Annotated in this window: 14 protein-coding genes; 4 read left to right on the forward strand and 10 right to left on the reverse strand. The window is 42.1% G+C overall.

The annotated features are described in order from the left end of the window. The first annotated feature begins 775 nt into the window (after positions 1-775). The 4 genes from ACRWSG_RS18750 to trhP all read left to right on the forward strand — a co-directional run bounded on the left by ACRWSG_RS18750 (position 776) and on the right by trhP (position 5,813). Positions 776-1,384, forward strand: coding sequence for a hypothetical protein (locus ACRWSG_RS18750; RefSeq protein ID WP_199528770.1), 609 nt, complete (start codon positions 776-778; stop codon positions 1,382-1,384). Positions 1,385-1,478: 94 nt separating this feature from the next. Continuing rightward, complete coding sequence (locus ACRWSG_RS18755; RefSeq protein ID WP_462167168.1) at positions 1,479-3,086, forward strand: hypothetical protein; 1,608 nt, start codon at positions 1,479-1,481, stop codon at positions 3,084-3,086. A gap of 71 nt (positions 3,087-3,157) precedes the next feature. Continuing rightward, on the forward strand, positions 3,158-4,015 hold the full coding sequence (locus ACRWSG_RS18760) for a hypothetical protein (protein ID WP_462167169.1): 858 nt from the start codon (positions 3,158-3,160) through the stop codon (positions 4,013-4,015). Between the two features lie 412 nt (positions 4,016-4,427). Then, on the forward strand, positions 4,428-5,813 hold the full coding sequence (trhP, locus tag ACRWSG_RS18765; protein ID WP_462167170.1) for a prephenate-dependent tRNA uridine(34) hydroxylase TrhP: 1,386 nt from the start codon (positions 4,428-4,430) through the stop codon (positions 5,811-5,813). Positions 5,814-5,851: 38 nt separating this feature from the next. Here the strand turns inward: trhP and ACRWSG_RS18770 are convergent, their stop codons facing one another. From ACRWSG_RS18770 to ACRWSG_RS18815, 10 genes are all read right to left on the reverse strand, one after another. Beyond that, positions 5,852-6,757 (reverse strand): AraC family transcriptional regulator, encoded by a 906-nt coding sequence (locus ACRWSG_RS18770; RefSeq protein ID WP_462167171.1) that lies wholly within the window; start codon positions 6,755-6,757, stop codon positions 5,852-5,854. A 15-nt stretch (positions 6,758-6,772) separates the two neighbouring features. Further along, positions 6,773-7,393: a flavodoxin family protein gene (locus tag ACRWSG_RS18775; protein ID WP_235372724.1), complete on the reverse strand. Its 621-nt coding sequence runs from the start codon at positions 7,391-7,393 to the stop codon at positions 6,773-6,775. 26 nt (positions 7,394-7,419) lie between these two features. Next, a complete protein-coding gene (locus ACRWSG_RS18780; RefSeq protein ID WP_235372725.1) occupies positions 7,420-8,055 on the reverse strand; it encodes an NAD(P)H-binding protein in 636 nt (211 codons plus the stop codon). Between the two features lie 67 nt (positions 8,056-8,122). Beyond that, a complete protein-coding gene (locus ACRWSG_RS18785) occupies positions 8,123-9,058 on the reverse strand; it encodes an alpha/beta hydrolase (protein WP_462167172.1) in 936 nt (311 codons plus the stop codon). A gap of 58 nt (positions 9,059-9,116) precedes the next feature. Next, the gene (locus tag ACRWSG_RS18790) at positions 9,117-10,031 is read right to left on the reverse strand and encodes an alpha/beta hydrolase (RefSeq protein ID WP_138617873.1); all 915 of its coding nucleotides are present in this window, start codon (positions 10,029-10,031) and stop codon (positions 9,117-9,119) included. 387 nt (positions 10,032-10,418) lie between these two features. Further along, positions 10,419-10,832 (reverse strand): Rrf2 family transcriptional regulator, encoded by a 414-nt coding sequence (locus ACRWSG_RS18795; RefSeq protein WP_462167173.1) that lies wholly within the window; start codon positions 10,830-10,832, stop codon positions 10,419-10,421. 1 nt (position 10,833) lies between these two features. Beyond that, a complete protein-coding gene (locus tag ACRWSG_RS18800) occupies positions 10,834-11,610 on the reverse strand; it encodes a DMT family transporter (protein WP_462167174.1) in 777 nt (258 codons plus the stop codon). After that, a complete protein-coding gene (locus ACRWSG_RS18805; protein ID WP_462167175.1) occupies positions 11,589-11,750 on the reverse strand; it encodes a hypothetical protein in 162 nt (53 codons plus the stop codon). Before ACRWSG_RS18805 ends, ACRWSG_RS18800 begins: the two co-directional genes overlap by 22 nt. Before the next feature lie 98 nt (positions 11,751-11,848). After that, positions 11,849-12,556, reverse strand: a complete 708-nt coding sequence (locus tag ACRWSG_RS18810; protein WP_462167176.1) for a helix-turn-helix domain-containing protein — start codon at positions 12,554-12,556, stop codon at positions 11,849-11,851. Between the two features lie 62 nt (positions 12,557-12,618). After that, a complete protein-coding gene (locus tag ACRWSG_RS18815) occupies positions 12,619-13,089 on the reverse strand; it encodes a LysE family translocator (RefSeq protein WP_462167178.1) in 471 nt (156 codons plus the stop codon). Between the last annotated feature and the right edge of the window lie 145 nt (positions 13,090-13,234).

A 13,234-nucleotide genomic window follows, 5' to 3' on the forward strand; every position in this document is an offset into this window, starting at 1 on the left:
GGCGCGAATTATACGCGCTTTACGTGAAAATTCCTAATTTAATTAAATAGTCATTTGATGGCATTTTCATGAATCTAAAAATGCTCAGCAAAATGAGTATAAAATGCGAACACCTTTTACAGTTAAGCACTTGTTTCCACAATGAACTCAGCGTGGTTACGAGTATACATAGCGTGTGTGATATCACAGAAGTGTTTGTTAATGATTTTGATTATTACAGTGATGGCAACTATGCCTGTGTAGAGGACTTCGCAAGCGTATTACCCATTACAGCCCCTATATTTATTGAACTAAACCTAACCAAGTTCCTGAAGTTGGAAGTAGTCATATTTTTTAAATCGCTATTAATCAGCTATTGTCGCGGGGGCTTCTCTGCTGACATACCTAATCTCTACTTGCTTACAATTAGCTCACCTAGCTAAGCTAATTAGTAGTAATTCACCCCTCTGCATAATACATCTAAAAAGTGTAAAAACACCAACTTATTTCGTTAACTTCTTGTTCACTTTATGCGGCTAATCTAATTGCTAATGATAAACTATTGCGTTTTAAATTGTTGAAAATTAATAGTATATAATTTCATTGGATCTTTAGCCTATCTTGTTTGTGAGAAATAGCAACAACTAAGTTGTAACTCAAATGTTAAATTTAGGTGTACAAAACGCTACATAGTTTTTCGTGAATTCTTGAACTTATTCAATCATAAAATATTAGTAATTGGATTTTTTATAAACAAAAAGTCTTATTTTTATTCGAATAATTAAAGGAGAGAATAATGAAACTACGCAGTGCACTTTCTAAGTTGTCATGCGCGTCAGCTTTTGCACTTGGCAGCATGCTAACTTTGAGCCCAGCAGCCAATGCTATGAAACTAAAACAACAAAACTTACAAGAGATGGCCGTTGTTTCACAGAGCATTATTGCCGGGCAGGTAGTAAGCGTAACCGATGGTTTTGACAACAACCGCCCCTATACCGAAGTGACTATTCAGGTTTCGTCAGATGCTAAAGGTAAGTTAAAAGACGATTCAAATTACACCTTCCGTCAGTTTGGCCTAATCAAGCCTCGCTCAATGGGTAATGGCAAGGTGTATCTGGGGGTAACCCCTGATGGCTTTGCAAAATGGCATGAAGGAGAAAATGTCATTGCGTTTATGTATAAACCTGCATCTATTACTGGTTTTCAAACAACGGCTGGCATGGCGCAAGGTAAGTTTATTGTTCGTGATGGCAAGGTTCTTAACCAGTTTGCGAATAGTGGATTATTTGAAGGCATGGACACTGCTAATTTTTCGCATGAAGAGCGCAATATGCTGACTAACCCTCAAGACATAAACGTGGATGAATTTATGCACTTAGTTGGCAAATTAGCGGGAGAAAAATAATGATGAGATTTACGAAACTTGCTGCAAGTATTGCATTGGCATCGCTTTCTACAACTGTATTAGCAGGTGAACTTTATATATTCATGATAAAACCATGCAACCTTATAAATGGGATACCTCAAAAGGTGACATTCCAGTTTGGACTGATGGGGGGCAACTAATTAAAGATAAGAATGGGAAAGATGTTCAGTCATTTACTGTTTTAGAGAAAGGAACAATCTTTAATGTCGATATCACATTGCCTGATGGCACTGTGTTGCCCAAAAATGTAGCGTTAGAGCGTGATTATACTTTTTTGACAATTGCACAAGCTAATGCCGTAACAGCAGAGGCTGTTGCGCAGTGGTCAAATGTTGAAACATCGACCCTAACAATGTCTGTGGCGGGTACGATAGAAAGTCAAACAGGGATCCGCGATGTCAATGCATCGAATGTAGACCAGATTTATAATGCAGAAAACGGTTATGGTTTTTGGGTTAACTACTACACTGATGGTGCTATCTTAGAAAATTATTTTGGTATTCCACGCGACCAAGTACTAGGTATTGCTTTTCCTGAATGGGCTGATGAAGAAACCGGTGAAATTACTGAAGCAACGGCTTTAATGAATGGTTGGTATATCGATATTAATGATACAGAAGGGAAGATGGTACAAGGTGTGTTCACCCATGAGTTTGGCCACGCGATGAATATGTCTCACTCTCAAGCAAATGGTCATTTTACCTATATTGCAACGCCATGGTATCAAATGCACGATGGTGTTGCAGGCTGTACGGGAACAACAGCTTACTCCGGTCGTGGTCAAGCACCGACTGATAGTATTGAAACAATGTTTCCTTTTATTAATGTTCGCAGCATTGAAGGACAAGAGCAGGGAACAGTTAATGTTCGAGATGACATTGTAAATATCTCTGATTTATACCCAAGCGCAAGTTATCTCAGTGAGTATGGAACTATAAAAGGAAAGCTATTTACAAAAGAAGGCGTTGAATATTCAGGTATGAATATGGTTGCACGCAATCTTGATAATCCTTTGTACGATGTGATCACTCAACAAAGTGGTAATTTAACTCAAGGTCGTATTGGCCCAGACGGTTCTTTTACAATTAATGGTTTGACGCCTGGTGGGCGTTACGCACTTTACATGGACCCAATTAGAGCTGGCGGCTACCCAACGACACCTACCGATATTATTTCCGTGAATGAATATTGGAATGAAGGCGAAAGCAGTTCTCCAGCACTGGATGATGCTTGCAACATGACACCTATCGTCGTTGCAGGAGGTGAAACTAAAGAAGTCGCTATGTATTTCAATGGCTATAATGATGGCATTCAATATACGCCTTTAGTTTCTGCATGGGTAAGTGATCATGCAAAAAATGGTAAAAGGGCGTTTGGTACAACGCAGGGAGGCACGCCGTTTGTTTATGATAGCAATCATAATACTTTTGAGACATTAACGACGCCAGAGGGTTACGCGGTTTTGTCTGCCACCAACGCGGCAATGAACAAAAATGCAACCAAAGCGGCTGTGATTGCAGATCTTGATAATGATGGTGTAGGCCAAGGTGCTGTTTGGGATATTCGCTCAAATAAATTAATTGAACTTGAAGATCCAACCAATAACACCTGCTCTTTAGGTGGCCAGCAAGGCGTAAGCTCGCACTCTATTTGGGATATGGATGATCTGGATACAAGGTAGTTGGTAACTCTCGAAAACCTAATGCTGGCGGGGATGAGTGTGCTGTTGGTGAAGGAGCCAGTTCGTATGGCGTGCCCACTGTATGGAATACAAAAACAGGAAAGGCAACTTTATTAACAGATGGTATAGAGTTCATTCCTAGTAGTTATGGAACAGTACAAGCTTTGATCAATGGTGAACGAACTGAAGCGTGGGTACGTGCCGATCGTGTATCTGGTAATGGCCGCACTGTGACAGGATCTGGTAATAATAATAACTCACAGCTCGCTTGGGTGGATGGAAAATTACGTGATACTTACAAAGAGTTTGGAGCGTTAAATTCATCGGTGATCTCAGTTGATGGTGAGCTTGTCGCCTTTGGTACACAAAGGGGGTTTGGTCGTAGTGCCTTCGGTGAAGGCGTTAAAGTGTGGAATACCGTAACAGATGAAGTAACCTTGTTAGGTGGTTTACGCTGGTGTGAGGATGTACCGTATTTTTACTTTAATAATAATTTATGCGCATCACCATTTAATCAAACCCACGAAGATATCGTTCAAACCGCAGGCTTACCACTAAATATGGTTTTGGATGCGAATGATGATTTGTCGGTCATAACTGGTCGTGTGTTAATTAATGGTATGCCTGCAGGGGCAACGATTTATATTGACGGATTAGGATGGATGACTGGGGAAGAGTTCTTCACTAAACAAGGTGTTGTAGAAGCAACTAACTTGATGACTAATGGTATTTTTGGCGTAAGCAGCGATGGTTCTGAAATGATGGCCGGGGTTGTAGGTTTGCCTACACCATTAACCATTGAGGTTGATGCAAATAAGGCCTTTGTGTGTGATAAAGGGCAAGATCGTGAGCTTAGTTTTCCTAAGCAAGTGGTTAAAGCTGTTAAAGCTGGTGCCAAGTTTGGCCGCTGTGCACACTTAGATACATAGCCTTTAATTACTGTATTAGATGCCAAAGGCTCATAAATATTTTATGGGCCTTTTTCATATCAGTGTCATAAATATGTGATAAATTTTAATAAGTTACAAATATACTAACAGCTTGTATTGAAAGTTTTGCTTTCTTCATATAGCAAAATTACCTAATAGAAAGTGATGGTTAAGTGATATTATTAGCAATTCCAAACCAATTACCCTGGATAGTTAATTGAGTTTGATCAAAAAAGGTGGCCATAGGATTGGTCACCTTTTTCTTTTTATAGGCTCACAGCTGGTTTGCTAAGTTTCTATCAAGCATGATCTAGATCAATAAAATTAATGGGCAGGTTATTATACTGCCGCGCTTCATTATCGTATTAATTCATGCAACCGACTTGTACTCGGTTCGATGTGTGGAGCTTTCATGTCGTCACCTATTTTGACCCCTCGTCCTTTTACGCCTGAGTTGTTATCACCTGCGGGTAGTTTAAAGAATATGCGTTATGCCTTTGCCTATGGTGCAGATGCCGTTTACGCTGGCCAACCTCGTTACAGTCTTCGTGTTCGTAATAATGAGTTTGACCTAGATAACCTGCAAATCGGTATTAACGAAGCGCATGCGCAAAATAAAAAATTGTATGTGGTGTCGAACATTGCTCCTCACAATGCCAAGGTAAAATCGTATTTACGCGACATTGAGCCAGTCATTGAAATGCAGCCAGATGCCCTGATAATGTCTGATCCTGGGCTTATCATGTTAGTGCGTGAAAAATGGCCAGATATGCCAATTCACTTATCTGTGCAGGCCAATGCGGTGAACTATGCCACAGTGAACTTTTGGGCTCAGCAGGGTATTGAACGAGTCATTTTATCGCGCGAATTATCCCTTGAAGAAATCGCTGAAATTCGTGAGCTATGCCCAAATACAGAACTTGAAGTGTTTGTTCACGGTGCGCTTTGCATGGCGTATTCTGGCCGTTGCTTGTTATCGGGTTATATTAATAAACGCGATCCAAACCAAGGAACGTGCACTAATGCATGTCGTTGGAACTACGATGTGAAACCGGGCACTGAAAATGAAACCGGCGAAATGGTACATAAAATCGACCCTAAAGCGGTGATCCCAACTCTAGGAGATGGTGCCCCAAGTAACGAAGTATTTATGCTTGAAGAGCAGGACCGTCCTGGTGAGTATATGCCTGCTTTTGAAGACGAGCATGGTACTTACATAATGAACTCAAAAGATTTACGTGCAGTTCAATATGTTGATCAACTAACGAAAATGGGCGTGCATAGTTTAAAAATTGAAGGCCGCACTAAGTCTTTCTACTATGTTGCACGTACTGCGCAAGTGTATCGTAAAGCCATTGATGATGCCGTTGCTGGTCGTCCATTTGACGCAAACTTATTTAAAACCCTCGAAAACTTAGCGCACCGAGGCTATACAGAAGGATTTTTAAAGCGCCACGCACATCAAGACTATCAAAACTATGAGTATGGTCATTCGGTGTCAGATAAACAGCAGTTTGTGGGTGAAGTATTAGGCCGCAACGATAATGGCTTAGTTGAAATTGATGTGAAGAATAAGTTCTGTACTGGTCATTCACTTGAGCTTATGACGCCAAAAGGGAATATTAACTTCAAGCTAGATTTTATGGAAAACAAAAAAGGCGAAGCCATTAGCGATGCAAAAGGTTCGGGCCATATTGTTAAAATCCCTCTACCAGAAGATATCGATTTAGAGCACGCAATTTTGATGCGGAATCTCGATGCCGACCAAGATACCCGTAACCCATTTAATAAAGCTTAATAGAAGGTGCGCTAAGTCATACTTAGCGCATTTATCTCTTATAACTGTTGTTGCCTTAACCTTTGCATATCTTTTTGCGGAGGCAGGCCAAATAAACGGCTGTACTCGCGACTAAATTGCGAAGGGCTTTCGTAACCGACCACACCACTTGCTTGACCAGCATCAAGACCATTGATCAGCATTTGATCGCGAGCCTCTTGCAGGCGTAAGGTTTTTAAATACTGCAATGGGCTGGTGCCAGTAATGGTTTTGAAGTGCTGGCGAAATGTTGATGAGCTCATATGCGCTTGTTTTGCTAACTCTTCAATTTGTACTGGGCGCATAAAGTTGGTTTTAAGCCAGCTCACAACTCTGACAATATGACTACTTGGTGACCCCTCTGATGCCAGTTTTCTAAGGTGAGGCCCGTGAGGTCCCTGTAAAAGGCGAATAACAATTTCTTTCATGAGTAATGGCTGTAAGCCGTCGCGAAGTGCAGGGTTATATTCAAGCTCAAATAACCGAGTGAGTGCATCAGTGAGTCCTGCATCGATATTATGAATAGAAATCGGCGCAAACGTTTCGTTGCGTGATTGTTTTGGCAGCTTAAGTTCTGCGTCCGTTTGCAAAATTAAGTTGTAATCAAGCTTTAGCACCATGGCAACAAATGGCTGGTGGCGTGTTGCTTCGGTCACATGGGATACCACAGGTAAGTCGAAAGTTGTTAACATGGTTTGCCCACCAGAGCAGGGCAGTACACTGTTTTCGACTGAAAGCATTTTTGCACCTTGTAGCACCACTGCAAGGCTTAATGTGTAAATACAATGCAAGGGGTCGGTTGGTGCGTTACGAATGTGCAATGTGAGCTCTGGCGTATGAGAGGTAATATCACCCGCTTTATTAGCGAATAACATAATCTTTTGCGCGAGTGGTTTAGCAATCTCTTGATGGTTGGTGTCTATCATGTTTAAAACTCACGGTTAGTTATCTTGGCTGTCAAATTTATTGAGCATATCTTGGCTACTAATTTGAGAGCCCATACGGCCACGATTCACGTACCTGTGAGAAAACGTTTTTGCGCCATTTGCCCGAACCAGCTTTTCAAAATCATCAATAAAATGCTGTTCGAACTTACTATTAAAGGTATTAAATAAAATCACATTTTTACCTGAAAAGTCATTATTTTTTGCAAACTGCCATATCGGTGGGGCAGGGCTATAAAGCCAAATAGGCGAGCCTAAATAAATGGTGTGATACTCTTCAAGGTTAATATTACTCGGGGTAATTGTTGCTACCTTGCTTCTGGCATCATTAAGAGCAGCTATCCAACCAGGAATACCTAGTTCGTAATCGGTAGCCGTTATCTCAAACAGCTCCGCGTTATGCTTTTGTGCTATGTGATCCGCTAAAACCCCAGTATTCCCAGAGCGAGAAAAAACCACGACGGCTGTTTTGGCATCAAGCGTGATTTTCGGCTCAGCATTTTGTAGACGTAAGCTGTTTTTAGCATGCTGTGATTTTTCTGTTTGTGTGACCCAAATGGCAAGAGATAAAAGCCCTAATACGACCACTGCGAGTATTATAAATAGCCATTTAATCATTTACGCCACTCCTTTAACCACTTTATTTATAGGAAAGCAGGCTTATCGCCATCTGTATTTGGTTTGTTCACACCAATATTGGCTTTTGAATAAGTCTCTGGTGAAGAAACGATTTCAGCTATCAGTGCTGCAACGCTTTTCCTTGAAACTTCAGTTCCCTTAAATACGTCATTACGCTGCGTTGTTTCAAAATCTATTTCATCATAATCGGTAAGCCAAGCAGCTCTTAGTATTGTGTAGTCTAGATCAGATGCTTCAATAATATCTGCGGCTTCTCGATAAGTTCCTAAGTATTGGCCAATTTCTTGATCGTTCCATTTGCCAAACTCACCGGGTAACTCATTATAAATACCAAGTGAGTTAACAAAAATTAGTCGAGAAATATGCAGTTTAATCATTACAGCTGCAATACTTTTTGCCATCGCAGCCATGTCACCAAACAGGTTGGCATAAACGATATCGGCACCTTCCAGTGCACTTTCTAGTTGCGATTGGTTGAGTACATCAGCAGTAACAACTTGCGCATTAGCGGGAATGTTTCCTTCAAGTTTTTTAGCATCACGAACAACTAGACGCATTTGGATATCTTTTTGCTCAGAAAGCATTGCGATGACCCATGAAGCGATTTGTCCATTTGCTCCTAAAATAACGACGTTTTTCATTACATGACCTCTTTAGAAATGTGTTAGTGGGCAGGTGCATTTAACACAGCTGCCCGAAAATATTGGCTTATAGGTGGTTTGCTAAAAAAGGCAGTATTTGCTGCATCGCTAGCGCAACTGGCTCAGGCTTATCGTACAGGTCATAGTGCGACCAATCTTCTAGTTCAACGAGTTGTCGGTCTTTTGATGAAAATGATTTTCCGTAAATTTCTTTACCGTCACGGTATGCACCAAATGCCCCTACTTTTTGACCAATTACAGCCATCATAGGTTGAGTCATTAATGTTTCGGCAAACGCGAAAGCATCCCACGTGAGGGTTTTTTGTGCATGAGAAAATAACATACGTGTTGCGCCACCTTCACTTTGACCACGCGATGTTTTGTAGTAATCAGTCGCTTCGAAAACATCACGTTCAGTCAGGCCATTGTCGCGGGCAAACTCAATGCTTGGTGGGAGTAATTCGTTAACTTGTAAATCACCACCAAGTGCTTCAGCAGTTCGTTGTGCCGCCATCGCTTCAAGTGCGCCAAGCGGGTTAAACTCGGTGAATGCTTCTCTAAATAGACGACCTAAATTAACCGGCGTAATGCCGACCACGGCTTTTACGCGTTTTTCAGTCAGTGCAGAGTTAAATACATAAGCCCCCCCACCACATACCCCAATGCTACCAATGCGCTCGTTATCGACATAAGGCAGTGTCACGGCATAATCAATAACATGGCTAATATCTTCAACGCGTTGTGATGGGTTTTCAATAAAACGAGGTGTACCGCCAGATTGACCTTGGTAGCTGGCATCGAAGGCAATAACCACATAACCTGCTTCAGCAAGTGCTTTACCATAAACACTACTTGAGGTCTGTTCTTTACAGCTACCAAATGGGTGAACACTGATCATGGTTGGGTAGGTTTTTGACTCATCAAAATTAGCAGGCGTTAAAACAAGTGCTGAGATTTCCCACGCCATATCGTGGTTTTGAATACTAACTGTTTGAATGTTCATGTTTGCTCCTAAATGCCGTTTAGTAATGAGCCCTGTTCGGGCTCATACAGATCAATAATTACAGGTTGCTTGTAAAGAAAGGAGCTAATACGCTGATTGCTTCAGTGATTTCACTTTCGCCATCGTATAGGTCCATGTGGTTCGCACCTTCAACGATGTACATTTTTTTGCTGCTTGATGCTGCGCGCGCCATTAGGTCATCGCTCATCCACTTGCTGCCTGCATTGCTGCCGACGACGGTCAGTAATGGTTGCGTTAAAAATGCTTCAGCTTTAAAGAATGCATCATAAGTGATGATTTGATTTAAGCTGCGTGCAGTCGCAAAACCCGGTGCAGTGCAATAAGCTGCGCGGTCTGTGTGGTAGTATTCCCACGCTTGGCGAAGCTCTTCGTTTGGTGCATCTTCTTCTTTAAGTGGTGCCATTGGGATGGTCGCAATCTCGTTACCACTTGCATCCGATGTGCGAGAATCAGAGCCAGCTTGGATATATGGGATAGCGTCGCTGTCTTTTACATTGTTATCCCAGCCATTACGGAACATTTGGCCAATATTTACCATGCTGACTGTGCCAACGGCTTTAATACGGCGGTCGTTAATTGCAGCATTTGCGGTGTAACCTGCACCCGCACAGATCCCCATTGCGCCAATGCGATCATTGTCTACATAAGGTAAGGTCGTTAAGTAATCGATTACTGCACTCACATCCTCGGTACGAACATGTGGGTTTTCAAGTTGGCGTGGCTCGCCTGTGCTTTCACCTTGGTAAGATGCATCGTATGCAATAGCGACAAAACCTTGCTCAGCTAGTTTACGTGCGTAAGTCCCTGCTGTTTGCTCTTTAACACCACCACCTGGGTGCGATACGACAACGGCTGGGTATGTTTTTGTTTCATCAAAATCAGCAGGTAAATTTAATAAGCCCGCGATAGTAATATCTAAACCGTTCGTGTTTGGAAAAGTAACTTTGTTCATGAGCATAAATCCTCTTTGGGTTAATAAGTAAGGACAGAGACTATTCTCGATTGCAGAGCTGTTTGCTTTGCGTCCTTGATTGAGATTAAGTATAGGAGTGGGCTGAAACGAATGTTTGCCTAAAATGACAGGGTGTTTGTCTAAAATGCCGAAAAAGCACTATGGCAGGCAATCGGAAAATGACCAGGATAGATTGGGAATTTACTTAATTGCTTGAAATGGTCGGGTTTGTAGGGTGTTTAGAGTGCTTGCTCTACATGATGGCAGTGATGGGATTTTATTTCTAAAATCGAAATACCGCTTGCTTTATAAGTATAAGGCTCTTAATTAGGCTGTGATTGCCTATTTTTATTGCCGTAAGCCAATTAATAGGCAGTGTAACGACGCTTATTTTTTAAATTGACTGGCAAGCTCTGCAAGCGACACTTCAGCAAAACGTTTTAATAACAGGGCTTCTGCATCGTCCATTGCGTTTTGCAGGGCGCTGTTAACTGCATGTTCGATAGGGCAGTTGCTGTGCTCATCGGTTAGACCAATTACAAACAGGTTCTTTTCGCCAAGCGCTTGGTGAATATCAAATAAAGTGATGTCTGTTAAGGGAGTGACCAGTAGCCAGCCGCCATTGTGACCTTTGATTGCCGACACATAACCTGCTTGGCGCAGTAACGCCATTGTACGGCGCACGACCACAGGGTTGGTCATTAACATGTTTGCTAATGTCTCTGATGTAATAGGGTGGCTGTAGCTGTCTAAATGGATCAGCACATGCAAAACCCGTGATAATCGGCTGTCTTTTCTCATCTCAAATCGTCAATAAGCGTTTTTTGCAGTGTATCACGAACTGCTTAATATTGACCGTTTGAATTACCAAACTAACGCTCACTAAACCAATTCCAAGCCAGCCAATTTGCTGGAATTGCTCATTTAAAATCACAATAGCCAGTACGGTGGCGATAATCGGCTCAAGTAAAGTAATGAGCACGGCTTGGCTAGCCGCGATGGTTTTTAAGCCAATACTAAATAGCCAATAACCTAAGAACATCGGTACTATGGCCATGTAAAGCGCCACGCTGGTATTGGTAACTGTGGCAAAAAGTGTATCTCCAGTGATCAATAACGAAGGCAAGAGTACACATGCAGCGCCGCCAAATAGGCTCGCCATAGTCGCTCTTGAATGAACGCCGTTGCTAATTAAACGTTTGGCAACCCATGAATAGCCCGCATAGGTAAGCCCTGCAATTAAGCCAAGTAAAATGCCGATGTTTTGACTAAACAGCCCCTTAGCAGCAGAGTGTGAGTCTTTGCCTAACGCGATTAAGCCAATGCCAATCGCACCAAAGCAAAAGCTGACTAGCCAGCGAGTTGAAATGGGCTTTTTCTCAATTAAGTATTCCAATAAGACGGTAAATAAAGGGGCGCTGGCAATCGAAACAACGGTGCCTATTGCCACACCAGCACTATTCATCGAGGTATAAAATGCCAGCGGATAAACAGCCACACAAGCTGAGCCAAGTAGGGTTAGGCGGCAGTGCTTACGCAGAGTACTGGCATTGTTTATTAGCTGAGTGAGGTTAAGCATAGCAATATGCCGCCAAATCCCATTGCAAACGCACCTATTGCAAAAGGGCTTATGTCTGGTGCAAAGCTTGCGGCCGTGCCTGTTGTGCCCCAAAACACACTGGCAACTAAAACGGCCATGGTCGCGATGGTATGGTTCATTGATGATTCGCTTTAAATTTAAGATATCAAAAGCATAATCAAAATTGATGCAAGGTTTTTGACAAAAAGGACGGTTTTGTTGGCGTTTAAAACTAAAGTTATTTTTTGAACTTGCTTGGTGATAAGCCAAAGTACTTTGAAAAACTACGGCTAAAAGATGAAAGCTCATTGTAACCAACTAGCTCACTAATACGCTGCAACGGGTAGTCGGTATGACTGAGTAAGGCTTGGGCTTTTTCCATTCGCTGTTTGGTTACATAGTTCATGACAGTTAATCCGGTTTGTTGCTTAAACAGCAGCTTAAATTGCGTTGGGCTTAAACAGGCAATGCTGGCAAGGTGTTTGATATGAAGAGGAGCGCTTAAGTGACTGTCAATATAAAGCAGGGCCTCGCTAATACGACTGTCGACCTTAGGCTGCATAATTTGCTCAGCTAACAGCAAATTGAAGGTGTTAAACATGGCAAGTTCTAATTCACGATTAACCGCTTGCTCAAGTTGCTTTGCCACAAACTGCAAAAATGCCCAAAGTGATTGATTAATAGCAAACACGCAGCGCTCAGCAGTGGCCAGGTTATCAGGTAGCTTTGGCATATCGGCCACCACAAATTGAGCTTCTGGCATTGCGGTAAACAGGTGTGATTGCGAGGCTTTGACAACCACGCATTCACCGGGGGCGACTTTACCTTGAAAATCACCGACACTAATAGCAATCACACCTTTTAATGGCAGTACAAGTTGATGATAGTCATGGCTATGGCTAACAGGCTTAGTACTGTAAGAACGAATAGATAGATTGCCTTGCATAATTTTGCGATAACCGTTTGCTGAATAAGGCTATTATGCCTGTTTGTTCGGGATGATCAATTTTAGGCCATTAACGGGGTTAGCACATGCTCATAGGCAATCATTAACGCGACATAAACCAACAAAACAGCCATCAGTTTATTAAACACATAAAAAACACCCGGCCGTGATACTTGTTTGCCAAGCACTAAGCCCGCTAACGAGTAACTTGTTGGCGCACCAAAGGCAAGGATGGCTAAAATAAAAGACCAAAATACGATTGCAGCGCCAGTAATATCGGCGCTTGGGAATTGAATCGTAGCAATTGGCAAAGTGGCCACCAAGGCTTTTGGATTTAATAGCTGCATAAACAGGCCATCGAAAAAGCTAAGTGAGGCATCTGCTGAGGTATCACTCACCTGTACATTTGCTTTTGCGACTTTCCAAGCAATATACAAAATATAGCCGCAACCAATTAAGCTCACATAAGGCAAAAACTGCGGATTGATCACTTGCAAGCCAAGGTAGCCAAGCAGCACAAATAAGATAAACATCGCGCTACCCACGCCGATAAAAAACCAAGGTGTGAACGAGTTTGTTTATTTAAGCCGCTGCTTAAACCGAGTAAATTGATTGGCCCAGGGGTGTACATAATGCCAATAGCATATGCAAAAATATCTGCCATAACAGCTCCAAATC

The sequence above is a fragment of the Pseudoalteromonas sp. GB43 genome (assembly GCF_054923805.1).

Coding starts and splice junctions, on each gene's coding strand:
- ACRWSG_RS18750 (WP_199528770.1), top strand. CDS start 776: ATGAAACTACGCAGTGCACTTTCTAAGTTGTCATGCGCGTCAGCTTTT.
- ACRWSG_RS18755 (WP_462167168.1), top strand. CDS start 1,479: ATGCAACCTTATAAATGGGATACCTCAAAAGGTGACATTCCAGTTTGG.
- trhP (WP_462167170.1), top strand. CDS start 4,428: ATGTCGTCACCTATTTTGACCCCTCGTCCTTTTACGCCTGAGTTGTTA.
- ACRWSG_RS18770 (WP_462167171.1), bottom strand. CDS start 6,757: ATGATAGACACCAACCATCAAGAGATTGCTAAACCACTCGCGCAAAAG.
- ACRWSG_RS18775 (WP_235372724.1), bottom strand. CDS start 7,393: ATGATTAAATGGCTATTTATAATACTCGCAGTGGTCGTATTAGGGCTT.
- ACRWSG_RS18780 (WP_235372725.1), bottom strand. CDS start 8,055: ATGAAAAACGTCGTTATTTTAGGAGCAAATGGACAAATCGCTTCATGG.
- ACRWSG_RS18785 (WP_462167172.1), bottom strand. CDS start 9,058: ATGAACATTCAAACAGTTAGTATTCAAAACCACGATATGGCGTGGGAA.
- ACRWSG_RS18790 (WP_138617873.1), bottom strand. CDS start 10,031: ATGAACAAAGTTACTTTTCCAAACACGAACGGTTTAGATATTACTATC.
- ACRWSG_RS18795 (WP_462167173.1), bottom strand. CDS start 10,832: ATGAGAAAAGACAGCCGATTATCACGGGTTTTGCATGTGCTGATCCAT.
- ACRWSG_RS18800 (WP_462167174.1), bottom strand. CDS start 11,610: ATGCTTAACCTCACTCAGCTAATAAACAATGCCAGTACTCTGCGTAAG.
- ACRWSG_RS18805 (WP_462167175.1), bottom strand. CDS start 11,750: ATGAACCATACCATCGCGACCATGGCCGTTTTAGTTGCCAGTGTGTTT.
- ACRWSG_RS18810 (WP_462167176.1), bottom strand. CDS start 12,556: ATGCAAGGCAATCTATCTATTCGTTCTTACAGTACTAAGCCTGTTAGC.
- ACRWSG_RS18815 (WP_462167178.1), bottom strand. CDS start 13,089: ATGTTTATCTTATTTGTGCTGCTTGGCTACCTTGGCTTGCAAGTGATC.